Raw genomic sequence first — 26,782 nt, forward strand, 5'->3', positions numbered from 1 at the left:
ATAGCCATGCGTTCGCAGCGGATCGTCCACATCGTCAGTTGCCATGCCGAAGGCGAGGTCGGCGACGTGATCGTCGGCGGCGTCGCCGCGCCGCCCGGCGCCACCCTCTGGGAACAGTCGCGCTGGATCGCCAGAGACCAGGACCTGCGCAACTTCGTCCTCAACGAACCGCGCGGCGGAGTGTTCCGCCACGCCAATCTGCTGGTGCCGGCCAAGGACCCGCGCGCGCAGATGGGCTGGATCATCATGGAGCCGGCCGACACCCCGCCGATGTCCGGTTCCAATTCGCTGTGCGTGGCCACCGTACTGCTCGACAGCGGCATCCTGCCGATGCGCGAACCGCTGACCCGGCTGCTGCTGGAAGCGCCGGGCGGGCTGATCGAGGCCCGCGCGGAATGCCGCGACGGCAAGGCCGAGCGGGTGGAAATCCGCAACGTGCCGTCGTTCGCCGACCGCCTCGACGCCTGGATCGAAGTCGAGGGCCTCGGCTCGCTACAGGTCGACACCGCCTACGGCGGCGACAGCTTCGTCATCGCCGACGCCCGGCGCCTGGGCTTCGCCCTGCGCGCCGACGAGGCCGCCGAACTGGTCGCCACCGGCTTGAAGATCACCCACGCGGCCAACGAACAACTGGGCTTCCGCCACCCGACCAACCCGGACTGGGACCATCTGTCCTTCTGCCAGCTGGCCGCGCCGCCGGAGCGCCGCGACGGTGTCCTCGGCGCGAGCAACGCGGTGGTCATCCGCCCCGGCAAGATCGACCGCTCGCCCTGCGGCACCGGCTGCTCGGCGCGGATGGCGGTGCTCCAGGCGAAAGGCCAGCTGCGGGTCGGCGAACGCTTCGTCGGGCGCTCCATCATCGGTTCGGAATTCCACTGCCACATCGAGTCGCTGACCGAACTCGGCGGCCGTCCGGCGATCCTCCCGTGCCTGTCCGGGCGGGCCTGGATCACCGGCATCCACCAGTACCTGCTCGACCCGGACGATCCCTGGCCGCAAGGCTATCGGCTGTCCGACACCTGGCCCGGCGGCCACTGCTGACCACCCCGCCCGACCGCAGGCAGCGGCCGGGCGGAAACCGATCCGGCGCGTACCGGATCGCCCACGACGGCGAACGCTGCCGTCGCCCTGTGACTCGGACCGCAGCGGTCCGATTGAATTCGTATACGAAATACGAACAAAGGAGAAACCATGAGCAAGCACGTCAACTGGAGCGGCGTATTCCCCGCGGTCACCACCCAATTCAACGCCGATTTCTCGGTGAACCTGGAGGAAACCCACACGGTCATCTCCAACCTGGTGCGCGACGGCGTGTCCGGGCTGGTGGTATGCGGCAGCGTCGGCGAGAACACCTCGCTGACCATCGAGGAGAAGATGGCCGTCACGGAGGTCGCCAAGGATGCCTCCGGCGGCCGCGTGCCGGTGATCTGCGGGATCGCCGAGTTCACCAGCGCCGGCGCGGCGAAGGTGGCCAAGGCGGTGGAGCGGGTCGGCGTCGACGGCATCATGGTGATGCCGGCGCTGGTCTATTCCTCCAAGCCGCACGAGACCGCCGAGCATTTCCGCAGCGTGGCCAGCGGCACCGACCTGCCGGTGATGGTCTACAACAACCCGCCGATCTACCGGAACGACGTCACCCCGGACATCCTGGTTTCCCTGGCCGACTGCGAGAACATCGTCTGCTTCAAGGACAGCTCCGGCGACACCCGCCGCTTCATCGACGTACGCAACCAGGTGGGCGAGCGCTTCATCCTCTTCGCCGGCCTCGACGACGTGGTCCTGGAAAGCGTGGCGGTGGGTGCCCAGGGCTGGATCTCGGGAATGTCCAACGTGTTCCCGAAGGAAGGCGAGACCATCTTCCGCCTGGCCAGGGCCGGGCGCTTCGCCGAGGCGATGCCGATCTACGAGTGGCTGATGCCGATCCTCCATCTCGACGCCCGTCCCGACCTGGTGCAGTGCATCAAGCTCTGCGAGCAACTCGCCGGTCGCGGCAGCGCCCTCACCCGTCCACCGCGCCTGGCCCTGCGCGGCGCCGATCGCGAGCACGTCGAGCGGATCATGGCCAAGGCCCTGGCCAGCCGGCCGGCGCTGCCGGACGTCGGCTTGTAGCCGACGCCCCGCCCTCGCCGCCTCGCTCCCCGGGGAGCGGCCGGCGAGGGCCAGCGGCAGAGCATTCCGTCCACCGTCCCCAGGGAGGCCCCATGCCCAGCATCCTCGGTCACAACTACGTTGGCGGCGCTCGCAGCGCCGCCGGCAACCTCACCCTGCGCAGCCTCGACGCCGACAGCGGAGAAGCGCTGCCCTACGCCTTCGTCCAGGCCACCGAGGCGGAGGTCGACGCCGCCGCCCGCGCCGCCGAACGCGCCTATCCACACTACCGGCAACTGTCCGCCACGCGCCGCGCCGGATTCCTCGAGGCGATCGCCTCGCGCCTCGACGCCCTGGGCGACGACTTCGTCGCCCTGGTCCGTCGCGAGACCGCGCTGCCCGCCGCACGTATCGAGGGCGAACGGACACGTACCGCCAACCAGTTGCGGCTGTTCGCCGAAGTCCTGCGGCGTGGCGACTTCCACGGCGTGCGCATCGATCGCGGACAACCCGGGCGTACCCCGCCGCGCCCCGACCTGCGCCAGTGGCGAATCGGTCTCGGCCCGGTGGCGGTGTTCGGTGCCAGCAACTTCCCGCTGGCCTTTTCCACCGCCGGCGGCGACAGCGCCGCCGCCCTGGCCGCCGGCTGTCCGGTGGTGGTCAAGGCCCACGGCGGACACATGGCCACAGCCGAATGCGTGGCCGACGCGATCCTCCAGGCGGCGGCCGACAGCGGCATGCCGGACGGGGTATTCAACATGGTCTACGGCAGCGGCGTCGGCGAGGCGCTGGTGCGCCATCCGGCCATCCGCGCGGTCGGCTTCACCGGTTCGCTCAAGGGCGGGCGCGCACTGTGCGACCTGGCAGCGGCGCGGCCGCAGCCGATCCCGGTGTTCGCCGAGATGAGCAGCATCAATCCGCTGGTGGTGCTCCCCGAAGCCCTGCGCCGGCGCGGCCGGCAGGTGGCGGAGGAGCTGGCCGCCTCGGTGACGCTCGGCTGCGGCCAGTTCTGCACCAAGCCGGGCCTGGTGCTTGGCCTGCGCTCCCCCGGCTTCGACGCCTTCGTCGCGGCCCTGGGCGAGGCACTGGCCGCCAGGCCGGCACAGAGCATGCTCAACGCCGGTACCTTGCGCAGCTATGTCGAAGGACTGCAACGCCTGGAGCGCCATCCCGGCATCCGGCGCCTGGCCGGCGCGCCACAGGAAGGACGGCAGGCCCATCCGCAGTTGTTCAAGGCCGACGTGGGCCTGTTGCTGGAAGGCGACGAACTGCTCCAGGAAGAGGTGTTCGGCCCGGCCACCGTGGTCGTCGAGGCGGCCGACGAGGAACAGCTTGCCCGCGCGCTGGACAACCTGCACGGCCAGTTGTCGGCTACCGTGATCGGCGAAGCGGACGACCTCGCGGCGTTCGCCGGGCTGGTCCCGCTGCTCGAACGCAAGGCCGGGCGCCTGCTATTCAACGGCTATCCGACCGGCGTCGAGGTGTGCGACGCCATGGTCCACGGCGGCCCCTACCCGGCCACCTCCGACGCTCGCGGCACCTCGGTGGGAACCCTGGCCATCGAGCGTTTCCTGCGCCCGCTGTGCTACCAGGACTACCCCGACAGCCTGCTCCCGGACGCCCTGAAGAACGCCAACCCGCTGGGCCTGCTGCGCCTGGTCGATGGCCGGAGCACGCGCGAGGCGCTGGATTGAGCACGCCTGGGAGCCTGGATGGCGGATAGCGCCGTTGGCGCTATCCGCCCTACGCAGTCGTCCTCGTTGCGCCACGCTGTCCGGTCGGCCCCTCGCCTTGCGCTCACTCCAGCAACGCCAGCAGCTCCCGGTGCAACGCCTCGGGAATCGTCACACCGTCCCTGGCGCTGCGTTCGCGCGCTTCGAAGCGTCGCTGCGAGGGCAAGCGCGCGCCCTGTTCGACGATGCCTTCGAACAGCGTCTCGGCGCGCGCCAGGTGCTCCTCCGCCGAGGCGCCGAGCATGCGCCGCGGATCGATGGCGATCAGCAGTTCGCCACCGTAGGGAGAAGAACGGCTGCCCTCGTCGTAGGCCAGCGACTCGGCACTGGTCAGGTCGCCGATCAGCGGACCGGCGAGCAGTTCGACCATCGCCGCCAGGGCCGAGCCCTTGTGCCCGCCGAAAGTGAGCATGGCGCCTCGCAACGCGGCGCTGGCATCGGTGGTCGGCTCGCCCTGCTCGTCCACCCCCCAGCCCAGCGGGATTGGCTTGCCGGCGCGTTCGTGCAACTGGATCTCGCCACGCGCCACGGCGCTGGTGGCGAAGTCGAAGACGAACGGCGGGCCGTCCGGACGCGGCCAGCCAAAGGCGATCGGGTTGGTGCCGAAGATCGGCTTGCGTCCGCCCGCCGGCGCCACCCAGGCATGACTCGGCGTGGTCGCCAGGGCCACCAGGCCCGCCTCGGTGAGTGCCTCGACCTCAACCCATAGCGCGGAGAAATGCACACAGCGGTTTACCGCCATCGCCGCGATACCCTGGCTGCGGGCCTTCTCCAGCAGATGCGGCAGCCCCAGCCGGAATGCGCACTGGGAGAACCCGCCATGGGCGTCGACCCGCAGCAGGCCGGGAGTGATGTCGTGCAGTTCCGGCTCGGCGTCGGCGGATACCTTGCCGGCCTTCAGGGTGGCGATGCAGCCGAGCAACCGCCAGATACCGTGGGACGCGCATTCGTCACGCTCCCCCGCCACCAGGGTATCGGCCACCGCCTGTACATGGGCTTCGCTGAAAGCGTGCCGGCGCAGGATGCGCACGGCCAGCTCGCGGACCTCGTCCAGCGTCATTCGGATCACGGGCTTCTCCTTGTTCGACCAATCCCTAGGGTGGCCTGCCGCGACAGCCTTCTCTTGACCTCAATCGACCCGGAGCATGCCGAAAACGGCACAACCGGCGAAAACTTACAGAAAATTCCTAGCAATCATGTAAGGCAATTCCAAATAGCCCCGCAGACCATCAAGAAACCCTTCCGCGCCCCGCTACAGGACCAAGCACCTTCCCACAGCCCGGTCGGAGACCACCCCATGCTTCTTCGTCGTATCGCCATCACCCCACGCGCCGTCATCGGCTTCGCCATCCTCGCCTCGCTGCTGGTGGCGCTCGGCCTCTTCGCGCACAACCGCATGGGTTCGCTGAACCGCGCCGCCAAGGATATCGGCGAGGTCTGGCTGCCCAGCGTCGAAGCCTCGGCCCAGCTCAGCGGCCTGATGAGCGAACTGCGCCTCGGCGAGATGAACCACGTGCTGCTGCACGACGCCACGCGCATGCGCCAGCAGGAACAACGGATGGACGAGGTCATCGCTACCCTCGCCAGGGTGGAAAGGGAATACCGCCCCTTGCTGGTCCTGGACGAGGAGCGCGCGTTGCTCGACCAGTTCGTCCAGCGCCAGCAGGAATACCTCGAAGGACACGCCGCCCTGCTCGCGCTGTCCCGTGACAACCGTACCGACGAAGCCAGCGTGCTGATGGGCGGGGCCCAGTTGCAGCGCTACGAGCAGGTGCAGCGGACCCTGAAGCAACTCATCGCCCTCGACCGCGAGGCCGCCCGCGCCTCCACCGCCGAAGCCGCCGATGTCTACTCCCGGGCCTCCACCGCGATCCTCGCGGTGCTGCTGGTGGCCCTGGCGGCCAGCGTGACGATCGCCTGGCTGCTGACCCGCAGCATCGTCGTGCCGATCCGCCAGGCGGTGTCCTGCGCCGACCGCATCGCGGCCCGCGACCTGACCGGCGAGATCGCCAGCGACGGCGACGACGAGCCGGCGCAACTGATGAAGGCCATGCGCAGCATGCAGGCCAGCCTGCACGACACCATCGAGCAGATCGGCGATTCCGCCGCGCTGCTGGCCGCCGCTGCCGAGCAACTGAACGCGGTGACCGAGGAAGGCAACCGGTCGCTGGCCCGGCAGAACGATGAGATCGAGATGGCCGCCACCGCGGTCAACGAAATGAGCGCGGCGGTCGAGGAGGTCGCGCGCAACGCCAGCTCCACCGCCGAGGCCTCCAGTCTCTCGGAACGGGCCGCCGGCAACGGCCGCGCACGGGTCGGACAGACCGTCCGCTCGATCCGCCAGATGAACGCCGAGATCGGCCAGACCGCGCGCCTGGTGGAAGGCCTGGCCAGCCAGGCGCAGGATATCGGCAAGGTGCTCGACGTGATCCGCGCCATCGCCGAGCAGACCAACCTCCTCGCCCTCAATGCCGCCATCGAGGCCGCCCGCGCCGGCGAGCAGGGCCGCGGATTCGCGGTGGTCGCCGACGAGGTGCGCGCCCTCGCCCACCGCACCCAGCAATCGACCCATGAGATCGAAGGCATGATCGCCAGCGTCCGCGAGGGCACCGACACCGCGGTGTCCGCGATGCGCGAGAACGACCAGCGCGCCCGGCAGATGCTCGACGAGGCCGAGGCCGCCGACCACGCGCTGGGCGAGATCGCCGAGCACGCCACGCGGATCAACGAGCGCACCCTGGTGATCGCCAGCGCTGCGGAGGAGCAGGCCCACGTCGCCCGCGAGGTCGATCGCAACCTGGTGAACATCCGCGACGTTGCCGTGCAGACCACCCAGGGCGCCGAGCAGACCCGCGGCGCCAGCCACGAGCTGTCGCGCCTGGCCAACGACCTCAAGGGCATGATCGGTCGCTTCGTGGTCTGACCCGCAAGCGAGCTAGGGCGTCGCGCGGCGCAGCACCAACTGCCCGCCGTCGCCCTTCTGCACCCGGTAGTCGCCCTCGCCCTGGCGACCGAGGAGCATCAGGGTCAGGCCGCCGCGTTCGAGCAGCGCGATCCCGGCCGGGGTAGGCCTCCAGGCGCGCGGCTCGCTGGGCAGCCAGCGCGTGAGGCAGGCGGTATCGCCGCCCAGGTCGTAGCCACTGGCTTCCGCCACTTCGCTGTCGCGCAGCTCCAGGTGGCAGATCGCGGGCGCCTCGTCCTGCTGCAGGGTCCATTGCCCGGCGAGATCGGAAGCGCTGAGAAGAATCAGACTGCTGGCCATACTGATACCTGTGCTGAAAAAACCGCAGAGCAAGCAAACCATCCTGGAGAGCTTCGCGCTTGCCGACATCGAGAGATCTCCTTCAAGCCTGGAACATCGGATAACACGGCGAACGCCGCCCGCCATCCTCGCTTCGAACGCCAGCGCGCGCCAGGCGCCGCGGGCCTCCGTTCGTCCGCCAGGCCGCCGGCCCACGGGCGCGCCACAGTTCACAACTTCGCTCCTGTGGAAGACACCTATCAATTCGAACAGTGCCCGGCCGGCCGAAGGGCCGCGGTTCGTACCGCCGCACCGAACCGCGCCCGCTTCAGCGCGTCAGACGACGATGTCGGCCTGGGTCGCCTGGCCGATCAGATTGATCGCGAAATCGGCATGGGCGTCCCCGCTGAAGTCGATCGCCAGGCTGCCGGCCTTGCTCGCCGCGTCGTAGGACAGGATCGCCTGGCCGGCCTTGCCGGCGAAGGCGTCGACGTATTGCAGCACCAGCCCGCCGTTGACGAAGGCATCCAGCCCGGACAGGTCGATCTTGTCCTGGCCGCTGACGAAGTCGCGCAGGGTATCCGGCGCCGCCGCGGAGGACTCGGCGATATCGCCGTAGACGAAGGTGTCGGCTCCCGCGCCGCCCCACAACTGGTCCGCGCCGAGGCCGCCGTAGAGGATGTCGTTGCCGGCGCCGCCCTTGAGCACGTTGGCCACGTCGTTGCCGATCAACAGGTCGCTACCCGAGCCGCCGATGGCGTTTTCCACGGTGACCCCGGCAGCGATCGACACATTGCCCTTCAACCCGCCGACATCGGACAGCGCCTTCTCGTTGAGGTTGATCTTCTGGTTCTGGCTGAAGCCGGAGAAGTCCAGGGTGTCGTTGCCGCCGGCGTCCCACACCGAGAACACCAGCTTGGAACTGGACGAGGTGGCGCTGTAGAAGTCGCGCTCGGTGTTGGAGTTGAAGCCGTACACCGTGTCGCCGGTGCGAGTGGTCAGGTTGGCCCCGTAGAGCTTCTGGATCGCCGCGATGTCGTCCAGCAGCGGTGCCGAGGAATAGGCGCCCTTGAAGTCCTGGCCGGTGTTCTGCTCTTCCCAGTAGCTCATCACCGAATAGGCGCGGGTGTCCTCGGCGTAGGTAGCGTCGGCGTAGGTGGGATCGCCCTCGCCGGCGTTGTAGTCGCCGGGGTGGCTCAGGCCCAGGGTATGGCCGATCTCGTGGGTCAGGGTCTGGCGTCCGTAGTTGCCGTTGGCCGGATTGACGTTGGCGCTGTAGCTGCTGTTGATCAGGTACCAGGATTGCCCCTTGAGCGCATCCGGTACATCCGGCAGGAAGGCGAACGCCGCACCGCCGACACTACTGCTGAAGTTGCCGAAGGTCAGGTCGCCCTGATCGCCCTGGCCGGCGTCGACGAAGTGGATATTGGTGACGTCCGACCAGGATTGCAGCGACAACTTGGCCTGGGCCTGCTGCTGCGCGGAAAAGGCGCTGAACTTGCCCAGCGAGTAGATATCGCTGACATACTTCCACGGCGTATTGAAGAAGTCGTTCGGTTTGGTCAGGAACGAATAGGACAGGGTCAGCACCGAGTCGCCCGGCGCTTTCTGCCAAGACGCCTGTTCGCGGAGGATCTGCTCCGCCGCCTGGTCGACGGTATAGGACGGATGGCCATTGACCAATTCGTCCCCGCCCCGCGCATAGGCATGCAGGAAGTTGTCTACCTGGGTATACGCATCGCTACGACCTTTCAATGCAAGAGAATTGCTGGACATTGTCATATCCCTTTAAGTTGTAAAGGAAATAACTCGGATACAATTATCGGATGGATAATTGCAGTTATCGGCCAGATCAGGCCGAAGTCCAAACTGACACAGCTCATTTTCCAATGTCCACAGGTTTCATGAAAAAAATTAAGCTGCACTTAAAGCATATGCACGAACGAATTCCGCATATATGAATTCATGCAGGAAAGATAAACTACCGAAGACACTGGAATATTATAAAAACCGTTTCATATAAATAGCGCCTTATTGAAAAAACAATTCCATGCGTATTGTTCGACCTCTGTCGACCCGCCCGGGACATCGACTTCACGCCAGGCGAACAATTGCCCGCACGTCCTTCGCGGTCTCAATGGAGCGCGCTCCGGTTTTCCTCCGTATCGGTCTTCGACAGGGTGTGCAGCGGCGCCGGGCAATCCGTCGTCGCGCAGTCGCGGCGGCGCGCCGGCGTCTCGCCGGAAACGAAGTTCGCCGCCACCAGTTCCAGGTCGGCTTCGTCCAGCACCCCGGCGTAGAAACGCAGGCGTGCCCAGGCCGTGAGGTAGTCGTACTTGGCCTTGGACAGCTCGTTCATCGCGCTGTACAGCGCCTGCTCGGCGTTCAGCAGGTCGAGGTTGACCCGCACCCCGGCGGCGATGCTCTTGCGCGTGGCCATCACCAGCGTCCGCGCCGAATCCACGGTCATCTCGTAGGCGCGGATCTTCGCCGCGCTGCTGCTGCTCTGGTTGTACATCTTGCGCACCTGGTTGAGGGTCTCGCGGACCTTGTCGTCCAGGTCGTAATGGCTCTTCTCCATGCGATGCGTGGCCTGGCGCGTCGCCGCCAGGGTCTCGCCGCCGGAGAACAGCGGAACGCTCAACTGGATGCCGACGCTGTCGGTCTCGTAGCGCTGGTTGTAGGTGTTCTCCGAACCGGACTTGGACTTGCCGGTGCTGGCGTACAGGCCCAGGCGCGGCAGGAAGTCGGCGCGGTTCTGCTCGACCTCGTAGCGGGCCACGTCCACCGCGTGGCGCAGCGAGGCCAGCTCGGGATTCTCGGCCAGCGCCAGGTCGCGCCAGGCGGTGTAGCTGGCGGGGCTCAGCGGGCGCACCTGGAAGCGTTCGCCGAGCGGCGCCAGGTCGGCGATCTCCAGCGGCGCCCCGACCAGTCGCTCCAGCTCGCGCAGGGCGGCATCCTGGCTGTCCCGCGCCTCGATTTCCTGGGCCTGGGCCAGGTTGAAGCGGGCCTGGGTCTCCAGGGTGTCGGTGCGGGTGCCGTTGCCGCGCTCGAACTGGCGCTGGTTGAGCTGGAACTGCTCGCGGTAGGAGCGTTTCTGCGCCCGCGCCAGTTCGATCTGGTCCTGGGCCAGCAGCGCGCCGGTATAGGCTTCCAGGACCCGGACCAGCAGTTCCTGGCTCTGGCTGCGGAAGCGCTCGTCGGACAGCAGCGCCTGGGCCACGCCCTTGCGGTAGCGGCTGAAGGCCTCGTAGTCGAACAACGGCTGTTGCAGGCTGAGGGTGGAGACGTAGCTGTCGTAGTCGCGGTCTTCCTTGAAATCGCCGCGGGTGGTGGTCTGGGTCACATCGGACCAGCTGCGCCCACGGTTGTAGCTGTACACCAGGCGCGGCAGCAGCGCCGCGCGGCCGAGCGCACGGTATTGCCTGCCGGCCTCGTGCTCCTGGATCGCGGCCTGGAACTGCGGGTCGTTCTCCAGGGCCAGGTGATAGCCGTCCAGCAGGCCGAGGGCGAAGGCGTCCTCGCGCAGCAGCAACAGGAAGGCGCCGAACAGCCAGGTCATCAGGCGGCGCATGGTCATCGGTCAGTTCTCCGCCAGCGCCACGTGGGCGCGGTCGAACAGGGGCTTGAACAGGTAATTGAGCAGCGAGCGCTCGCCGGTGCGGACGAACACCTGCACCGCCATCCCCGGGCGGATCTGCAGGCCCTTCAGCTTACCCATCGCGGCCGCGTCGACCTGGGCGCGCAGCGCGTAGTAGGGCTGCTTGTTCTGCTCGTCGAGCAGGCGGTCGGCGCTGACCATGGTCACCTCGCCGGTGACCCGCGGAGTCTTGCTCTGGTTGAAGGCGGTGAACAGCATCTCCACCGGCAGCCCGCTGTGGATCCGGTCGACCAGGTTCACCGCGAGCTGGCCCTCCACTTCCAGGCTGTCGCTGTTGGGCACGATGTACATCAGCAATTCGCCGGGGCCGATCACCCCGCCATCGGTGAACACCTTCAAGCCGGCCACGTAGCCGCTGACCGGCGCGCGGATCTCGGCGTGGCGCAGTTCGTAGCGCGCCGAGGACAGCTCCTCCCAGAGCGTCCGCGCATTGACCTGGGTTTCCGCCAGTTGCCCGTTGACTTCCTTGCGGTACTCCTCCTCGCGTTGGGCGATGCGCATCTGCGCCTCGGCGATGCTCTGGCGGATCTGCCCGAAGCGACCGCTGCTCTCCGATAGCCGGGCGTTCACCTCGGCCAGTTGGCGCTCCTGTTCGAGCAACTGGTTGCGCGGCATGTAGCCTTCCTCGGCGAGGTCGCGCGCACCGCTCAACTGGCTGTTCAACAGGCGTTGTTGCAGGCGCTGGTTGCCCTCGGTCTGGCGCAACCCTTCGAGCTGGGCGCGCAGCCCCTCGATGTTCGCCCGCAATGCGGAGAGTTCGTTGGCCAGCGCGGTCTGGCGGCTGTGCAGCAACTGCCGCTGCAACTCCAGGCGCTCGCCGAGGGTCGGCAGCGGGGCCTGCTCGGCCAGCCCCGCGGGCATCTCCAGGGTCCGCCGGCCGTCGTATTCGGCCTGCAGGCGCGCCTGGTTGAGCCGCGCGTTGGCGTACCGGTTGAGCAGCGAATCGACGTTGGCCCGGGCCTGGGTCGGTTCCATGCGGATCAGCGGCTCGCCCGCCTCCACATGCTGGCCGTCGCGCACCAGGATGTGCTTGACCACCCCGCCCAGCGGATGCTGCACCGACTTGCGCTGGCCGGAGATGATCACCGTGGCCGGCACCGCCACGCCCTGGTCGAGCGGCGCGAAGGCGGCCCAGAGCAGCGCGCCGCCGAAGCCGAACAGGACCAGCAGCCAGCCCAGTCGCGCATAGGCGTTCTCGTCGCGTTTCACCGTGCGGGTCATTCCACACCTCCCTGGCGCGGCGCGGCCACCACCTGCGGCGCGCCGTAGCCGGCCACCCGGTAGTCCGCGCGCTGCTGCGACGCCGACGCGGCGCGCTGGTTGTTCAAGGCGGCGAGCACCTGGTCGCGCTCGCCGTACAGGTGCAACTGGCCGGCGTTCAGCGCCAGCAGGCGGTCGGCGCAACCCAGCACGCCGGCCCGGTGGGTGATCAGCAGCACCGTGCAGCTACGCGCCTTGAGCGCCTGGATCGCCGCCAGCAGCGCCTGCTCGCCGCTGTCGTCGAGGTTCGAGTTGGGTTCGTCGAGCACCACCAGGGTCGGCGCGCCGTACAGCGCCCGGGCCAGGGCGATGCGCTGGCGCTGGCCGCCGGAAAGCCCGGCGCCGCCGACGCCGAGCACGGTGTCGTAGCCCTGCGGCAGGCGCAGGACCAGTTCATGGACCCCGGCCAGGCGCGCCGCCTCCACCACCTTGTCGGCCTGCACCTCGCCGAAGCGGGCGATGTTTTCCGCCACCGTGCCGGCGAACAGTTCGATGTCCTGCGGCAGGTAGCCGATGCGCGGGCCGAGGGTCTCGCGCTCGTACTGGCGGATCTCGGCGCCGTCCAGGCGCACGCTGCCGTGCAGGGTCGGCCAGATGCCCAGCACTACCCGCGCCAGGCTCGACTTGCCGGAGCCGGACGGACCGATCACGCCGACCACCGAGCCGGCCGGGATCGCCAGGGTCAGGCCACGCAGGGTGCGCGCCTCGCTGCCGGGCGGCGCCGCGTCCAGCGATTCCAGCAGCAGGTGGCCACGCGGCTCGGGCAATTCCATGCGCCGCTCGCGGGCGGGGAATTCGTCGAGCAGGCCGCTCAGCCGGCGATAGGCATCGCGCGCCGCGCCCCACTGCTTCCACACGCCGATCAGTTGGTCGATGGGCCCCAGCGCACGGCCCATCAGGATCGAGCCGGCGATCATCATCCCCGGGGTGATGCGTCCCTCCACCGCCAGCCAGGCGCCGAGGCCGAGCACCAGGGATTGCAGGGCGATGCGCAGGTATTTGCTCAGCGCGTTGATCCGCGCCGCGCGCTCGCTGGCCAGGCTCTGCTGGTCGAGGAACGCCTGGTGCAGCCGTTCCCAGCGCCCGCGCATGCTGCCGAGCATGCCCATCGCCTCGATCACCTCGGCGTTGCGCAGGTTGTTGCTGGCCAGTTGGCCGGACTTGATCGACAACTCGCCGGCCTTGGCCAGCGGCGCACGGGTGGCGCGTTCGTTGAACCAGGCGAGGGCCATCAGGGCCAGCGCGCCGACCAGCGAGAGCAGGCCGAGCCAGGGGTCGAAGAGGAAGATCACCAGCAGGTAGACCGGGAACCAGGGTGCGTCGAAGAAGGCGAACAGCGCCTGGCCGGTGATGAACTGGCGCAGGGTGGTCAGGTCGTGCAGCGCCTGGCTGGCCTCCTGGCCGCCGGCGCGCAGGTTGCGTTCGAAGGCGGCGGCGTAGATCCGCCCGTGCAACTGGCCGTCGAAGCGTTCGCTGACCCGCACCAGGACGAAGCTGCGCAGCGCCTCCAGCGCGCCCATGAAGACGAACACGCCAAGCGCCATCAGGGTCAGCATCAACAGGGTGACTTCGTTGGCCGAGGACAGCACGCGGTCGTACACCTGCAGCATGTACAGCGAGGGCACCAGCATCAGCAGGTTGATCACCCCGGAGAACGCCGCCACGCTGCGCAATGCGCCGCGGCTGGCCGCCAGGGCCTGTTTGATTTCGTTGGTAACGCTGGAACCGAGCCTTGCCATCGAGCGCGCTCACTTCTGCCACGACTGCCGCTGGAATCCCGAATGAGCCCGGATGGCACCTCCCTGTGCCGGGCGTTCCCTCGCCGTCAGGCGGCCAGGGCCTGATGCTCCGGCGCCGGGTCGGCGCCGATCAGCTGGATTGTCGGCGGCGCCGCTTCGCCGCCGTGGCCGAGCAGCGCCGCGAGCACCTTGCCGGCCCCGTCCAGTGCGCTGTGCGCGGTATCCCCGGCGATACCGGCGACGATCGACAGGTCATTGTCGAGGTCATGCACCAGCTCGATCTGGCCCTTCGGCCCGACCCCGGCGACATCGACACCGGCAATCGTTTGCGCATACAGCTTGCTGTCGAAGTGCAGGTCCAGCGTCGGCAGCGAGACACCGATGTCCTTGACCACCGGCACGTAGCCGAGGATGCCGCCGACGATGGGCAGGTCCTTGAGGGTCACCTCGTTCCAGCTCAGCAGCTTGACCTCGTTGTAGCTACCCAGCTCCAGGGTGCCGCCGAGATTGGCCACGCCGAGGTTGTAGCTGGGTCCGGCGATACCGTAGAACTTGGCGCTGAAGCCTTCCTTGTCGACCGAGCCGACCACTCCCAGGCCGCCGAGGTTGAGCGGCGCCAGCACCGGCACCAGCGGCGCGGTGATCGGATTCAGCGCCAGGGCTGCGGTGACCAGCGGAGTCAGCGGCGTCTCGCCGCCGAAGGTCAGGCCTTGCTCGGTGAAGGAGACGTTGATCGGCAGCGGGCCGAGGATGCCGCGGCTATCGGGAATCACGCCCTGGTCGTGATTGCCGCCGAGCAGCGAGCCGATCACATTGACCCCGAGCAGGCCGTCGCTATTGCCGAGGCTTAGCGAGCCACCCTGGTAGGCGGCGTGGTAGAGATCGTTGGCGGCCTTCAGGCTGTCGCTGCCGAATTCCCAGGCATGGCCGACGGTGGCACCGACGCCCTGCCCCAGGTCACCGACCAGCTTCAGGTAATCCTCCGGCTCGACGCGCCCGTGCAACAAGTCGTCGGCGATCGCCAGCGAGTTGCCGGCCAGCCCGCCCAGCGTGCCGACCGCGGAGCCTACGGTGTCGAGGGCGTCGCCGGCGATCTCGCCGAGCGTGCCGGCCACCGCGCCGACCGTACCCTCCAGCGCCTGCTCCACGCTGGCAACGGCGTCATGCACCGATGTAAGCGCTTCGTGCACCTGCTGCTCCACGGCGTCGACGGTGGAGCCCACCAATGTCCTGGCCACGTCCGCCACCGCCATGACGGCGGTGGCGGCCACCTGCGTCGCACGCTCGTAGACCTGGCCGAACAGGTTCGCGGCTGCATTGAATAATCCCATCTTCTGTTCCTCGATTGAGTTGTCTCGGTTATCGCGTTTCCGGCGCAGGTCGCTGTTTACCGACCGAACCGGTCACGCGGTTAAGCGCAGTCAGTGAGTTCCGCGAGAAAACGGAACGCGGGTACCTGAAAGTTCATCAGGCCTGGCGACAACTTGTTTTTATTGGAAGACAGGAGCCCCCGAGGGCGAAACCCATTTAATCCCGAGCAGCCCGCAACAGAGCGCTCTCCACCGCTTCGCCTGTTAAGTAGGACTAACATGGGAAAGGCAAATTTGTACCACCACTTAAATCAGTTCAATACTTTGGTTGGGCATACCGACCTGTCAGTTCTGCCAGGTGGATTTCCAAGCCCCTGATTCCTAAACGGATTATTGACGCTTTTAATTAATATCGAATGACGGACGGTCGCCCCGGCACGAACTCTGACGAAAATCAGAAATGAAGAAAGGGTTATATCCTTATGCACCAAAGTGCCGAGCCGCCCTCGCGGCGTGCCCAACTAGCGTGAAACTTCGGCAGCGCCCTCTTCGAAGAAGCGAATGACACTTTTGCGTGGCTCATAAGGAATACTCTTATTACGTGAAGCGCATCACAAAATATTGAATCGAACAGTCCAGGCGGATTGTTTTCTCCTGGTAAACGATGATTAACGGCGCGCTCCAAGGCCGGGTTATTTCAATGAATCGCTTCAGCCAACGCCTTGCCTGCCGATAGCCTCTGCCGTCACCCGTTCCCGCCCTTGCTCCCCGCCTTGCCTGCCCCTATCCTGCGCCCGTCACGGCCAAATCCGTGACCGGGTTTGACAGCCCGAAGAGACGGCGCGATGCGCCGAGCGGTGCATGCGAAAGCAGCGAATGCTTTTGCAGGCATCGGCTCGACCGCAGTTTTCCAACTGCGGGCCTTCATGGCGGATCGCGTGGGGAGACCCTCGTGGTCTGCCGGTTCCGTTTCCCGGTCTGTCAACCCTGCGCGATCCTGCCTCCATCGATTGACAGCGAAGGCGGCAGGTCATGTGACTCTCAGAAACGGAGTACCCAGCATGACGAAGGATGAAAAGGAAAAGACCCACGTCGACGCAATCATCGAACGCTACAAGGACCTGATGGTCGAGATTCCCCCCGCCGACCGGCAACCCGGTCTCTCCCTGCTCTGGCCGGTTCCCGCCCAGCCCGCCATCGACAAGGGCGTCCGCCAGGCCGAGAACTGGCTTGCCGACCAGATCGAAGGCCAGCTCTGGACCGCCTTCGCCTTCGGCCGCGACAGCCTGCCCACACCGATGCAGAAGACCGCCTTCGAAGTGGCCTTCCTGACGCGCCTGCAGCAGCGCCTGGTAGCCGCTCGACGTTCCGGTTGACCCGGCCATGGCGAATGACGCCGGTGGCGTCGTTCGCCCTATGGGGCTGCTCTATCCATGCCAAAGGGGAAATACAGGACAGCCAGGAATGTCGGCTTTTCAAGTGAACGGCTCGCCCCGTGCATATATCGCATCCTCGCTGCGCGAGCGTACTTCCACGGTTCATCCCCACGCATGTGGGGAACACATCGTCTCCAGCAGCACGCGGACGCGGTCCTTCGGTTCATCCCCACGCATGTAGGGAACACTCTGCGGTGCTCGGGGCGGTCCGCTCCATCACCGGTTCATCCCCACGCATGTGGGGAACACGGCCGCTCGTAGCCCCACGGCCGCACCGGCGACGGTTCATCCCCACGCATGTGGGGAACACTTCACCCGACCCCGCCACACATGGGCAGTTTGCGGTTCATCCCCACGCATGTGGGGAACACCAGCGTGCCGTCATCGCGCAGCACGCGGCGGACGGTTCATCCCCACGCATGTGGGGAACACGCGCCGGGCTAGCTCGGACTGGTTCAGGCCTGCGGTTCATCCCCACGCATGTGGGGAACACCACAGCAGCATTAGCTTCAGTATCACCGATGAACGGTTCATCCCCACGCATGTGGGGAACACATGAGCATGCGTGCAAAAATATTCAGATACGGCGGTTCATCCCCACGCATGTGGGGAACACTTGGTATCCGGGATTACGTGCTTCAGCGCCTCCGGTTCATCCCCACGCATGTGGGGAACACTTCCCTGGTAAGGACGCCCAGGAGTATTCCGACGGTTCATCCCCACGCATGTGGGGAACACCGAGTCGGCCGGCGCCGGCTTCATCCTGCCACCGGTTCATCCCCACGCATGTGGGGAACACGATGCGCTCGGCAATGCCGAGGTGTGGGAGAGCGGTTCATCCCCACGCATGTGGGGAACACTTGAAGCCGCCGAGGAATTCGAGGGTAACGTCCGGTTCATCCCCACGCATGTGGGGAACACACCTGAGGCCTCTTAACAAAGAGTTCCGCACCCGGTTCATCCCCACGCATGTGGGGAACACTGGAGTATGCAGGCAAAACCCATCCGTGCAAACGGTTCATCCCCACGCATGTGGGGAACACACTTACCGTACAGCATTGTTTTTAAAGAAGAAAAAACACTTCGAAAAATCTACCGCCTCATCCTCTATTCCGTGGTCCGATCCAGAGGCTGGAATGCCACCAATTGCAGCCCGTCGAACAACACTGGATGTCGACGGTTAACGCCCAGGGTCTGGAACTCGTAGCCGGATTCGTTGGCGGCGGCCCAGGCCATTACCACGTTGCCCTCCTCGTAGCCCTCGCTCAGCTGCTGCCAGATCATTTCCCGGGTACGCCGCGATACATCGCCGATATAGACGCCCGCGCGGACTTCCAGCAGCCAGATTGCCAGACGTCCGCGCAAGCGCGGCGGGACGTTTTCCACCACTACGGCCAGGAAGCTCACCCTTGCGTCCTGTGCCCGAGGTCGCCGATTCCCTCCGGGTTGGGAATGGCTGGCGGCACCGACTCGGGCGGTGCGCTGGGAGGTTCGACGCCGCCGGCGGCCAGTACCTCTTCGATGGTGGGAATGATGCGGGTCAGCAGCTTGCTCGAACGGAAGATATCCCGGCAGGCGAGCCGCACGTCACGCTCGGGTTGCGACGGCGCCTTAGCGGCGATACGGAAGGCGACCGGCACCACTGTGTCGAATTTGAACAGGTCGGCGATGTCGTAAACGAACGACAGCGGTTTGCCAGTATGGATGAAGCCGACCGCCGGAGCATACCCCGCCGCCAGCACCGCAGCTTCGGTGATTCCATAGAGGCAACTGGTGGCCGCCGACAGGCAGCGATTCGGTACGTCGGCGGCATCCCACTTCCGCCGGTCGTAATTGCGCGCCCGCCAGTCCACTCCGAACTGGCGAGCCAGTAGCCGATAGGTCTCGCGCACCCGGGCGCCCTCGATGCCGCGCAATTGCTCGACACTACGCCGCGCGGGCGCCGGCTCGGCGAAACGCAGTTCGTACATCTTGCGTACCACCTTGAGCCGCAGCTCGTCGTCCAAGGCCAGACGGGCCTGGTACAGCAGACGATCAGCACGAGCGCCACCGGGCTGGCCACTGGCGTACAGACGCACGCCGGCCTCACCGACCCACACCAGCAAGGTGCCGACAGTCGAGGCCAGGTGTACGGCGGCATGGGACACCCGGGTACCGGGTTCGAGCATGATGCAGGCAACCGAGCCCACCGGAATGTGCATACGCACGCCGGTCTGGTCGATGACAACGAAGGCGCCGTCCCGCACGTCGATCTGCCCGTACTGGACGAACACCATGGACAGCCGGTCCTTCATCGGCAAGGGTTTGAGGGGCGGTAGCATCAGCTACGCGCCAGGCTCAGCAGGCCACAGCCGAAAGCCTTGGCAGGGCCTATCCCAGCGACCAGAGCCTGACGAAAGGCATCCGGGCGACTGATCCGCAAGCGCCCCTCGAACGCGGCGCGCAAGACGCTGATGCGTGTCTGCCCCTTGCGGCTGCCAAGCACTTCGCTGAAGGTTACGAGGGCCGCCTCGACCACGAAACCGTGCCGCTCGCCCTGGCGTGCCAGCCAAGCCAGTTGCTGCTCCTCGCCCACCAGCCCATAGCGCTTGCCCTGGCGTGTCACCGTCGGATTGGCGAACAATCTGAAACGGTAGGAGATATCGCTTTCCAGCCACTGTCGCAAAGCCAGAGATTTGCTCTGCGGCTCCCCCAGCAGGTAGCCAGGGAGCGCCTGCAGCACCGACCAGTTACCCTCGCTGGCCGCCTGGACCAGCAAGGTCGGAGTGGACCAGGCATTCCCCGAGGCCTCCAGACGCCAGAGGAAGCGCGATGCCGGAGCCTGCTCGTCGGCGAAAACCCGCGACAAAGTACGGTGCATCTCATAGGCGTCGCCTAGGTCGCGGCGCGCCTGAGCGCTGCGAGGATCAAGGGTCAGTCTGGTCAGGTACATCCGCGACTCCCGAGCGTACGAAGCGTGGGCCGAAACGGCGTTCGGCAAAGGGGGCGATGGGCTGATCGAGGCGTACCACCCCGCTGCGCTCATCCTCGATCAGGCAACGCAAGGGCTTGCCGCGGTCGCCCGGTTGCGCCTCGGCCAGGCGTGGCCAGGCCTGCAACGCCTGTTCCAGTGCCAGGGAAGAAAGGCCCTCGGGCAACCACACCGGGCTCCCAGGAACGAAACTCTTGCGGCCCAGGCACAGCGGCCAGAACGGGGCACGCAAGGCTTGCTGGATTCGCTCCAGCAGGGCCTGGTCGCGCCCTTCGAGCCCGACCAGAAAGACCGCGTCGGCCAGGTAATGCCGCGGGCTGACCACTGTCCGCCGCGGATCGGCCTTGCCACTGGCGACCAGCACACCGGTGGCCGTCTGGTAGTCGCGCAACGGAATGCCCTCTCGGTCGACGCGCACCCCCATCCGCAGGCTGGCCAGATCCTCCAGCGGCTCGCTGCGATCACGTCCCAGGGCGGCGCAGACCAGGCCAAGCACTCCCGACTTCGACGGTTCCAGCTGGGTGTCGCGCTCGTCAAAACGGCTGGTGGTGCCCCATGACTGCATCGGCCCTTGCAGGCGCATCAGCAAGGTAGCCATCTTAGCCTCCCAGACGGCTGGAAACCTGGCTGCGCAGCCAATCGGCGAGTTGCTGCAGGTTGCCGGCCGGCTCGCCACGCTCCTTCGGCCAGGCACCGCTGATGTCCAGATAAGCCCAGCGGTCGCGGCTGTCACCATAGACCGAGGCCAATTGCTGGTCGTGGCGGGCCAACTCGGCAACGGAGCGCTCGCTGAGGGAGGCATCGGCACGCGCGACGACCGGTTTCTCAAAGGCGTTGGCCAGGTTCAGCGGGCCCGCGTGGCGCAGGCAGATACCGACGAAGGCCGGCAGGTTGTGCGCCGCGAAGGTGTTCTGCTTGCCCGACGGGATCGCCCGGACCATGGCCTGGGTGAACGCTTCCAGCGCCGACAGCACCAGCTCGCCGTCGTTCTGCAGGTTGCCGAGCAACTTGCGCAGGTCGACCACTGCGTAGCGATACAGCGTGGCGGAATTGAACTCCACCTGGCCGATCATGCCGGCGCCGCTTTCGTCCGGGCCACCGCGATCGTCGACGGCGGTGAAGTAATCGAACTCGCGCTCGACACGATGGGTACTGATCGCATGGGCCACCTGGCAGGCCGCGTCCTGATTGACTTCGGGCAGATCGGCGAGCATCCGCCCGAACAGCGCCACGTCAACGGCCTTGCCACCGTCGAGCAGGGCCCTGGCCTGCTTGATCACTTCCGCCGGCACGTTCGCCTTGGCTTCCTTCTTGCCCTTTTTCTCGCCAGCCGGCGCGGCGCTGCCCAGTTCATCCCAGCGCTGCTCGATCAGCGCGGCGAAACCGGCAATCTCCGCTTCGCCGAGAAACAGCAGGTATTCGGTCTTGCCATCGTCCTTGAGCTTGAGCCCCGCGGCCGCCAGCGCCGTCTCGATCTTGCCCTCGGCCTCGGCGGGATCGCGTCCGGCAAGCCGCTCCAGCAGCAATGCCTTGAGCTTCTTGGTGCGCACGCCGCGATGTTCGGGCGCGACCAACTCCTGCTCGTGGGCAGTCAGGCGGATCGCGCGCTTGAAGCACTGGCTGCTGACGCGAGCCCGACGGTGACCGCCAAAGATGGCATCCTTGGGCGCTCCGGTATCGTCACGGTTGAGGTTGGACGGAGCGAAGTTCTGGATCAGATGGAACTCGATGAACAAATTCATGCTGGTCTCTCAATCCTTGTGAAGGGAGGTGTCGGTTGTGTTGGCCAGCGCCGCGTAGAAATCCCTGGCCCAGCGCTGGCGAATGGCGTCGCCGCGCGCAACAGGCAGGTAAGGGTCGAGCCAATGGGCAAGGTCGTCGAGCAAGGCGCCATAGTCGAAGGCGAGCTTGTCCGCCGCCAACAGGCTCACGGCCTGGCGCAGATACACCGGCAGGTTTTCCGCATCGGCAGCCAGCAAGGCGATGAAACGCTTTTCGATGCTCGCGCTGTTGCGCGCTTTCATCAGTTCGCCGAAGCGCATCGCCAGGCTCGCCCGCCCCTGTCCGGGATGGCTGGCGAACAATCCGGCGGTCAGATACAGTGCCAGGCGCCAGGCATCCTGCGCATGCCTCTCGGCACCGACGAAGCGTTCCACATAGGGATAGGCCGGCACATAGGCACCCGGCGCGAAGCCCAGGCTGCGCCGTAGAACGGCCAGCGCACCGCGATCATTCTGCAAGCGCTGCAGATGGCCGATGAAAGGATGTTCGGCAGCACTCATGCACGCTGCTCCTCTGCAAATGGAGTGGAAGAGGTACGTTCGCTACGGTAACGACGCAGCAACGCCAGGTAGCGCGGCCGGACCTTGGCCTCCGCACGCAACGCTGCGACCGACAGGCCCAGGCCTTCCCGCACGCCCTGCCAGGCGACCTCGAGGGCTGCCAGCAGGCGGCTTCGCCAGAACGCCTCGGCTTCGTCCAGCATCTCCAAGCTATCGCCGCCGATGAGGGCCATGAGCGAGGGCAACGAGCGCTCCAGCAAGGCGAAATAGGTGGCCGCAGCCGGACCGTTGTCAAACGACGTACGAGCCCTCGCCCAGGTGTCCTTGCTGGCAGGATCGGGCAACGCCTCGGCGAGCATTGCCACGGCGATCTTGCGCAGTTCGCCGTACAGGTCTTCCGATTCCCGGATACAACGGCGCAGTTCGTTGGCACAGCCCTCCGAGTCGAGCAGGGCCGCAGGCAGGACAACGGTCTCGGAGCGCCAGCGCAACAGTTTGGCCTGGTCGCTGGCCAATCCGGCGACCAGCAGCATCGAGGACGGCGCATCGGCGCCGATGCTGCGCAGGTTGGAAGCCCAGTCGAGAACGGCAGCCCGTTTCGAGCCAGCCGCCGCGCTGTCCGGCAGCAAGCTCGGCAGGTCGCGCCAGAACACCCGCCCTTCACCGAAGCTCAGCCGGACCATGCTGTTGTTGGCGCCGGGGCGGTAGCTGGCCATGGGGTCCGGCGCCTGGACATCGTCGGCCAGCGCCTGGCCGGCGGCGAAACGAATCCAGCGGACGCAGCCCTCTTCCTCCGGCAGCAACAACACTGCTCGCGACTGCCGGGTGTAGCGATCGTTAGGCCCGCTGGCAAGAATGGGGTCGGCGGCCAGTTGCGGAATCGTCAAGGCTTCCCGCTCCCAGGCAGGCAAATCGAAGGCTGCTTCGCCCGAGGCCGGGTGCAAGGCCAGGCACAGGGTTTTCGCCAGACTGTCCGCCAGGGGCACCACCGCCGCCGTATTGGCCAGTGCGCCGGCTTTGTCCGAATCGCGAACAGTCTTGACCAACCCGCCCGGAGTGAACTGTAGGAAGCCCAGCAAGGCGCACAACGCCCGGTCCGCACTCACCGCGGAAGGCGCCAGGTCATAGGAATGGTCGAACACGACAGGGGTATTGCCGTTGGCGCTGGCCAGGGAAATCTGGGCCCAGGGCTTCTGTTTGTCGCAGGTTTCCGCGGCGCTAGCCAAGGCCGCGACTTGCATGAACGGATACTGTGGATGGAACAGCCAGAAACGCTCTCGCCAACGCTCCAGGTAGCGTTCCACGACGTCAATGGGCAACCCCTCGCGGAACCAACGCAGCCTGCCACTATCCTTCCACGCGCCGTACTCCAGCAAAAGCGCCCGGTGGGTAATGGCCAGCAGCAGGCGGTACTGTGCAATCACACTGGGCGGCTCGGTTTCCGCCAGGGCGCTGATACACCCGGCCTCGCGGAACACCTCCAGCAGCCCCATCTCGCGGACCTCGCCGTTCGCCAGGCGGACCGGCAGCCAGGGGGTGTCCAGCAGGTTGTAGTGTTCAGTCATTCTTACTCCTTGGGGTCCCTGATAAACACCAAGCCCAGCTCCTCATCCAGCACCACCGTCAATCTGCCTATCACCGCCTGTCCTTCAATTAGTTCCAACGGCCTGAGCTGCCGCAGCAACGGATGCTCGACGAAGGCACGCGGCACCTCCGTTGCCAGCAGGTGCTTGACCAGATCTTTGCGCGAGGTCTTGATCTGCCGGCTGGCCAAGGCCAGGGCCAGGTCATCGGAAACCCTATGCGCCGGGTCGAAGAGTTCTCCCCCAGCGGACAAGGACCAGCCGCCTTCCCGGCGATACACCGGGACCAGGGAAACCGACTCGTCTCCCAGGCGGGTGTAGTTCGGCAGACCGAGTCCTTCCTCGCCTTCCTGATAACCTCGATTGCGCTGCGTGTAAGCCAACTGGGGCTCGTCTTCCACAGCGATCGCCACGTTCGTCGCCATCATTCGCTCGGTGCGACGCTCACCCAGGCGCTTGCCGTAGGCTTCCACTTCGATGAAATGGCGATCGCGCTCGGTGATCTCCGCCGGCAGTTGCACCTCCTCGTCGTAGACCGCCTGGACCAGCAGGTCGATATCCTCGGGCAGTCGCAGATGATCCCGGAGGGACAGCAGCGCCCAGGTCCGCCCCAGGATGTAGGGGTCGTAGACATACTCCCAAGCCGTCGCCTTCAACTCGGGGAAGCGTTGCGGGTTCAGCCCGGCCACGTACAACCGTGCCTCGGCATGCGCCTCGGGGCGCAACCGATGAGCGTGCCGGTGCAGGCGCCCGGCGCGCTGCAGGAGCAGGTCCACCGGCGCCAGGTCGGTGAACATGAAGTCAAAGTCAATATCCAGCGATTGTTCCGCTACCTGGGTCGCCACCAACAAGGCCCGCTCGGGGCGCTGCCCCTCCTTGCCGAAGCAGTCGAGCACCTGGCCTTCCAGGCGTCCGCGCTGGTCTTCGGGAAAACGCGCATGGAACAGCAGCAAGCGGGTTTCCTCGCCGACCTGTGCCTGCAGCAGGCGATAGAGTCGTTGCGCGCGGTCTACGGTGTTGACGATAACTACGCCACAGCCGCCATGGGACAAGGCCTGCAACGCCTGTTCGGCGATACCTGGGAGGGCTTCCGTTACTTCGCGCAGGAGAATCCGTGGAAGCGAACGAGCCTGGCAGGCCTTCGACCGGACACCCCGCCCGTCGGCCAGCAGCAAACGCGGGTAGGCCGTCTGCGTTAACTCCGCGTCGTTCACACCCCAGGCGCGCAGCAGCTCGCAACGGCGCTGAGCGGGCAAGGTCGCGCTCATCAACACCACAGAGCAACCCATGGCCCGCAACCAGCGCAACAGTGCCTCGATCAAGGCACTGGTATAGGTGTCGTAGGCGTGCACTTCGTCAAGTACCACAACCTTGTTCGCCAGCCCCCAGAGCAGAACGAAGTGGTGCTTGACGTTCAGCGCGGCGAACAGCGCCTGGTCCACCGTGCCCACGCCATACGGAGAGAGCAGCGCCCGCCGACGACGGGCGAACCAGGCCGAGGACGCCACGCTTGCACCTGCGCCGCCGGCGATCCCGCGCAAGTGCAGGACCTGCGCGTCCTGCCCGGCCCCGCCGTGGACCAGTTGCACATCCGCGCCGTCGCCGCCGGCAAAGGCCTCCAGGAAAGTGCGGACCCGACGGAACAAGGCGTTTCCGGTCGCTCGCGTCGGCAGGGCGAGGTACAGCCCGCGATGCTGGTTGGCCGCCTGCAGGCGCAGATGAGCAAGCAGCGCCAGTTCGGTCTTGCCCTCACCCATTGGCGCCTCCACCAACAGCAACGCAGGTCCCGCGGCCGTCGCCAGCAGTCCGTCGGCGATGCGCTGCAAAGGACGCGCCTCGACCGCCTGCTGAAGGCCAAGCACACGGCCGAGCAGTTGGTCGACCTCGGACAGTTCCGCAAGCAACGGCCGGTAATGCCGCCAGCCGATGGCCGCCAGCGCCGCCTCGGCACGCCGCCGGGCATCCTCGAAATAGTCGGCGAAGGCCGGCTGGCGCTCACCCAGCGGGAACCACTCTGGATTGGAACCAATCCAGTCGGAAACGCTGGTCAGCCCCGCCAGCCACTGAACGGCAGGCTGCGATAGCTCCTCCAGGGACGCCTGGCCTGTCGGCGCCAACAGCTGCCAATAGAGATCGAAGAGGCGACGCCGGGCCTGGCACCAGTCGGCCGGCTCGTGTCGCTGGACCACCCGTTCTATATCGGCAGAAGTGAAGTTGTAGCCATGATGGGCGCTGATCGCCTGCAGCACGTGCAGTATCCACAGCAAGGATGCATCGCCTTTTTCCAGCAGCAGCGGGCGCAGGAGCGAGGCGCTGGCACAGGCGTGGTCGGTGACCTTCAACAGGCGCGTATCGAACCGCAGGCCGTTGGCCTCGTCCCGCTCGCGACCCGCCGGCCATTTGGCCTGGAACCCGGCTATCGCCTTGCCGAAGTCGTGCAGCCCAACCAGCGTAGCGATCCAGCGCGGCGCGCCGTCCAGCGGCAGCCCCAGGGCCTCGGCGGCCCATCGCCGACTGCTCCGCGGCTCGTGCTCCAGCACCGTCAGGGCCACCGCGGCCACATCCAGCAGGTGTGCCAGCAAACCATGGCCAGCCCCCTCATCGCTCTTGGCCCAGAGGTATCGCGATGCGTCATCCATGTCAGAAAAGCCGAGCATTCCTTCCACCTTCCATCCCTGCCTACAACCGAGGCCGATCCTGAACTGCGGCTATCCTGCGATCACCGCCGGCCCCTGGACTTGCCACATATCAGCCGACTCGCTGCCACAGGGCGATCCTACAGAGAAAAGAAAATGCCATTATTTGGCCATCGTTTCCAGCCCTCCCTCGGCGCCCGTACCGGGCCTGAGCCGGACCGGAGGAACGCGTCCTATTGGTGCATGACGCTCGTCAAGGAGCAGCCAGCGAGGGATGCGCCTGTTCACCCCCGTTTAGCAAGCGAAGGAGCGCAGGAGGGATATGGACCGGACCGACCACCCTGTCCAAATTAGCAGGAACTCCATGGTGCAACAGCGAACGTCGGACATTCCGCTAACTCTCTAACAACCTTCACTTGCCGCCTGTTCACAATCTATTTCCTTCCGCCACAGGGGGCTGGAAGCCTTCTTCGAGACCGGTAAGGGCAAGGTATCCAGGCAGCCCCCGCCCAATGCCTGCGCCGTCAGTTATTCGTGCTGAGCGAAGCCTGCATCCCCAGCGACGTGAACCAGGTTGGTTGGAAACTCCATGCCCTGAAAGAGGATCTTGCCGGACGGTGGGCGATCCGCGTCTCCGCAACTGGCGGCTGACACTGGTGATCACGCCACTGGTCGTAGTGCCGCGCGGTTCGCCCCACCGTGGGAAATACCGCGCGGTGGGGCGAACCGCAGGAGCGTAGACAGGTTTATCCCACGCCTGTGGGGAACATTGGACCAGCCTGGTCACCATCGATGTCGATACCAGCTCATCCCCACGCCCGTGGGGAACACCCCCACCCCTG

At 66.4% G+C, this 26,782-nt stretch carries 20 protein-coding genes and 2 CRISPR repeat arrays (1 of these 22 only partly in view); of the genes, 5 read left to right on the forward strand and 15 right to left on the reverse strand.

The window, feature by feature from the left end; translation table 11 throughout:
• The first annotated feature begins 6 nt into the window (after window positions 1–6).
• The 3 genes from ACM0M4_RS20220 (at window position 7) to ACM0M4_RS20230 (ending at window position 3,782) form a co-directional block, all read left to right on the forward strand.
• Window positions 7–1,041, forward strand: coding sequence for a trans-3-hydroxy-L-proline dehydratase (locus tag ACM0M4_RS20220; RefSeq protein WP_003082552.1), 1,035 nt, complete (start codon window positions 7–9; stop codon window positions 1,039–1,041).
• 150 nt (window positions 1,042–1,191) lie between these two features.
• Complete coding sequence (locus tag ACM0M4_RS20225) at window positions 1,192–2,109, forward strand: dihydrodipicolinate synthase family protein (RefSeq protein WP_003105052.1); 918 nt, start codon at window positions 1,192–1,194, stop codon at window positions 2,107–2,109.
• Window positions 2,110–2,201: 92 nt separating this feature from the next.
• A complete protein-coding gene (locus ACM0M4_RS20230; protein ID WP_031653010.1) occupies window positions 2,202–3,782 on the forward strand; it encodes an aldehyde dehydrogenase (NADP(+)) in 1,581 nt (526 codons plus the stop codon).
• 103 nt (window positions 3,783–3,885) lie between these two features.
• Here the strand turns inward: ACM0M4_RS20230 and lhpD are convergent, their stop codons facing one another.
• Complete coding sequence (gene lhpD / locus ACM0M4_RS20235) at window positions 3,886–4,890, reverse strand: bifunctional delta(1)-pyrroline-2-carboxylate/delta(1)-piperideine-2-carboxylate reductase (RefSeq protein ID WP_115288834.1); 1,005 nt, start codon at window positions 4,888–4,890, stop codon at window positions 3,886–3,888.
• A gap of 228 nt (window positions 4,891–5,118) precedes the next feature.
• On the opposite strand from lhpD, the gene ACM0M4_RS20240 reads away from it, so the two are divergent.
• The gene (locus ACM0M4_RS20240; RefSeq protein WP_003082544.1) at window positions 5,119–6,744 is read left to right on the forward strand and encodes a methyl-accepting chemotaxis protein; all 1,626 of its coding nucleotides are present in this window, start codon (window positions 5,119–5,121) and stop codon (window positions 6,742–6,744) included.
• A gap of 12 nt (window positions 6,745–6,756) precedes the next feature.
• Here the strand turns inward: ACM0M4_RS20240 and aprI are convergent, their stop codons facing one another.
• From aprI to aprX, 6 genes are all read right to left on the reverse strand, one after another.
• Window positions 6,757–7,152 carry an alkaline proteinase inhibitor AprI gene (aprI, locus tag ACM0M4_RS20245; RefSeq protein ID WP_003082543.1) on the reverse strand — a complete coding sequence of 132 codons (396 nt, stop codon included), beginning with the start codon at window positions 7,150–7,152 and terminating at the stop codon, window positions 6,757–6,759.
• 246 nt (window positions 7,153–7,398) lie between these two features.
• On the reverse strand, window positions 7,399–8,838 hold the full coding sequence (aprA, locus tag ACM0M4_RS20250) for a serralysin family metalloprotease AprA (protein WP_003082542.1): 1,440 nt from the start codon (window positions 8,836–8,838) through the stop codon (window positions 7,399–7,401).
• A gap of 358 nt (window positions 8,839–9,196) precedes the next feature.
• The gene (gene aprF / locus ACM0M4_RS20255; protein ID WP_003105060.1) at window positions 9,197–10,642 is read right to left on the reverse strand and encodes an alkaline protease secretion protein AprF; all 1,446 of its coding nucleotides are present in this window, start codon (window positions 10,640–10,642) and stop codon (window positions 9,197–9,199) included.
• A 3-nt stretch (window positions 10,643–10,645) separates the two neighbouring features.
• On the reverse strand, window positions 10,646–11,944 hold the full coding sequence (gene aprE / locus ACM0M4_RS20260) for an alkaline protease secretion protein AprE (protein ID WP_003082540.1): 1,299 nt from the start codon (window positions 11,942–11,944) through the stop codon (window positions 10,646–10,648).
• On the reverse strand, window positions 11,941–13,722 hold the full coding sequence (gene aprD, locus ACM0M4_RS20265; protein ID WP_003105063.1) for an alkaline protease secretion ATP-binding protein AprD: 1,782 nt from the start codon (window positions 13,720–13,722) through the stop codon (window positions 11,941–11,943). The genes aprE and aprD overlap by 4 nt, the downstream gene beginning before the upstream one ends.
• A gap of 86 nt (window positions 13,723–13,808) precedes the next feature.
• Window positions 13,809–15,053 carry a type I secretion system-dependent protein AprX gene (gene aprX, locus ACM0M4_RS20270; RefSeq protein WP_031642871.1) on the reverse strand — a complete coding sequence of 415 codons (1,245 nt, stop codon included), beginning with the start codon at window positions 15,051–15,053 and terminating at the stop codon, window positions 13,809–13,811.
• 1,040 nt (window positions 15,054–16,093) lie between these two features.
• On the opposite strand from aprX, the gene ACM0M4_RS20275 reads away from it, so the two are divergent.
• Window positions 16,094–16,408, forward strand: a complete 315-nt coding sequence (locus ACM0M4_RS20275) for a LasR-specific antiactivator QslA (protein WP_003086723.1) — start codon at window positions 16,094–16,096, stop codon at window positions 16,406–16,408.
• Window positions 16,409–16,566: 158 nt separating this feature from the next.
• Window positions 16,567–17,511: a CRISPR direct-repeat array (repeat unit 29 nt; unit sequence CGGTTCATCCCCACGCATGTGGGGAACAC).
• 64 nt (window positions 17,512–17,575) lie between these two features.
• Here the strand turns inward: ACM0M4_RS20275 and cas2e are convergent.
• From cas2e to ACM0M4_RS20315, 8 genes are read right to left on the reverse strand one after another with little or no spacing between them, the layout of a single operon-like run.
• Entirely contained in the window at window positions 17,576–17,875 is a 300-nt protein-coding gene (cas2e, locus tag ACM0M4_RS20280) for a type I-E CRISPR-associated endoribonuclease Cas2e (RefSeq protein WP_003159837.1), read from the reverse strand.
• The gene (gene cas1e, locus ACM0M4_RS20285) at window positions 17,872–18,789 is read right to left on the reverse strand and encodes a type I-E CRISPR-associated endonuclease Cas1e (protein ID WP_031299144.1); all 918 of its coding nucleotides are present in this window, start codon (window positions 18,787–18,789) and stop codon (window positions 17,872–17,874) included. Before cas1e ends, cas2e begins: the two co-directional genes overlap by 4 nt.
• A complete protein-coding gene (gene cas6e / locus ACM0M4_RS20290; protein WP_283903172.1) occupies window positions 18,789–19,400 on the reverse strand; it encodes a type I-E CRISPR-associated protein Cas6/Cse3/CasE in 612 nt (203 codons plus the stop codon). Before cas6e ends, cas1e begins: the two co-directional genes overlap by 1 nt.
• Entirely contained in the window at window positions 19,375–20,037 is a 663-nt protein-coding gene (gene cas5e / locus ACM0M4_RS20295; RefSeq protein WP_004348746.1) for a type I-E CRISPR-associated protein Cas5/CasD, read from the reverse strand. The genes cas6e and cas5e overlap by 26 nt, the downstream gene beginning before the upstream one ends.
• Window position 20,038: 1 nt before the next feature.
• Window positions 20,039–21,181 (reverse strand): type I-E CRISPR-associated protein Cas7/Cse4/CasC, encoded by a 1,143-nt coding sequence (gene cas7e, locus ACM0M4_RS20300; RefSeq protein WP_004348745.1) that lies wholly within the window; start codon window positions 21,179–21,181, stop codon window positions 20,039–20,041.
• Between the two features lie 9 nt (window positions 21,182–21,190).
• Entirely contained in the window at window positions 21,191–21,721 is a 531-nt protein-coding gene (gene casB / locus ACM0M4_RS20305) for a type I-E CRISPR-associated protein Cse2/CasB (RefSeq protein WP_023106945.1), read from the reverse strand.
• Window positions 21,718–23,286, reverse strand: coding sequence for a type I-E CRISPR-associated protein Cse1/CasA (gene casA / locus ACM0M4_RS20310; protein ID WP_004348741.1), 1,569 nt, complete (start codon window positions 23,284–23,286; stop codon window positions 21,718–21,720). Before casA ends, casB begins: the two co-directional genes overlap by 4 nt.
• A 2-nt stretch (window positions 23,287–23,288) precedes the next feature.
• A complete protein-coding gene (locus ACM0M4_RS20315) occupies window positions 23,289–25,961 on the reverse strand; it encodes a CRISPR-associated helicase/endonuclease Cas3 (protein WP_023110809.1) in 2,673 nt (890 codons plus the stop codon).
• 781 nt (window positions 25,962–26,742) lie between these two features.
• Window positions 26,743–26,782: direct repeats of the CRISPR family, unit length 29 nt (it continues 599 nt past the right edge of the window).

It is taken from the genome of Pseudomonas sp. 18-147, from assembly GCF_051048045.1.
Lineage (GTDB): Bacteria > Pseudomonadota > Gammaproteobacteria > Pseudomonadales > Pseudomonadaceae > Pseudomonas > Pseudomonas aeruginosa.

What these genes read in the sequence shown, in the direction of transcription:
- aprE (WP_003082540.1), bottom strand. Translation starts at nt 11,944, where the DNA reads ATGACCCGCACGGTGAAACGCGACGAGAACGCCTATGCGCGACTGGGC.
- cas7e (WP_004348745.1), bottom strand. Translation starts at nt 21,181, where the DNA reads ATGAATTTGTTCATCGAGTTCCATCTGATCCAGAACTTCGCTCCGTCC.
- aprX (WP_031642871.1), bottom strand. Translation starts at nt 15,053, where the DNA reads ATGGGATTATTCAATGCAGCCGCGAACCTGTTCGGCCAGGTCTACGAG.
- ACM0M4_RS20230 (WP_031653010.1), top strand. Translation starts at nt 2,202, where the DNA reads ATGCCCAGCATCCTCGGTCACAACTACGTTGGCGGCGCTCGCAGCGCC.
- ACM0M4_RS20220 (WP_003082552.1), top strand. Translation starts at nt 7, where the DNA reads ATGCGTTCGCAGCGGATCGTCCACATCGTCAGTTGCCATGCCGAAGGC.
- aprF (WP_003105060.1), bottom strand. Translation starts at nt 10,642, where the DNA reads ATGACCATGCGCCGCCTGATGACCTGGCTGTTCGGCGCCTTCCTGTTG.
- casB (WP_023106945.1), bottom strand. Translation starts at nt 21,721, where the DNA reads ATGAGTGCTGCCGAACATCCTTTCATCGGCCATCTGCAGCGCTTGCAG.
- ACM0M4_RS20275 (WP_003086723.1), top strand. Translation starts at nt 16,094, where the DNA reads ATGACGAAGGATGAAAAGGAAAAGACCCACGTCGACGCAATCATCGAA.
- ACM0M4_RS20225 (WP_003105052.1), top strand. Translation starts at nt 1,192, where the DNA reads ATGAGCAAGCACGTCAACTGGAGCGGCGTATTCCCCGCGGTCACCACC.
- aprA (WP_003082542.1), bottom strand. Translation starts at nt 8,838, where the DNA reads ATGTCCAGCAATTCTCTTGCATTGAAAGGTCGTAGCGATGCGTATACC.
- aprI (WP_003082543.1), bottom strand. Translation starts at nt 7,152, where the DNA reads ATGTCGGCAAGCGCGAAGCTCTCCAGGATGGTTTGCTTGCTCTGCGGT.
- casA (WP_004348741.1), bottom strand. Translation starts at nt 23,286, where the DNA reads ATGACTGAACACTACAACCTGCTGGACACCCCCTGGCTGCCGGTCCGC.
- cas6e (WP_283903172.1), bottom strand. Translation starts at nt 19,400, where the DNA reads ATGTACCTGACCAGACTGACCCTTGATCCTCGCAGCGCTCAGGCGCGC.
- cas1e (WP_031299144.1), bottom strand. Translation starts at nt 18,789, where the DNA reads ATGCTACCGCCCCTCAAACCCTTGCCGATGAAGGACCGGCTGTCCATG.
- ACM0M4_RS20315 (WP_023110809.1), bottom strand. Translation starts at nt 25,961, where the DNA reads ATGCTCGGCTTTTCTGACATGGATGACGCATCGCGATACCTCTGGGCC.
- ACM0M4_RS20240 (WP_003082544.1), top strand. Translation starts at nt 5,119, where the DNA reads ATGCTTCTTCGTCGTATCGCCATCACCCCACGCGCCGTCATCGGCTTC.
- cas5e (WP_004348746.1), bottom strand. Translation starts at nt 20,037, where the DNA reads ATGGCTACCTTGCTGATGCGCCTGCAAGGGCCGATGCAGTCATGGGGC.
- aprD (WP_003105063.1), bottom strand. Translation starts at nt 13,722, where the DNA reads ATGGCAAGGCTCGGTTCCAGCGTTACCAACGAAATCAAACAGGCCCTG.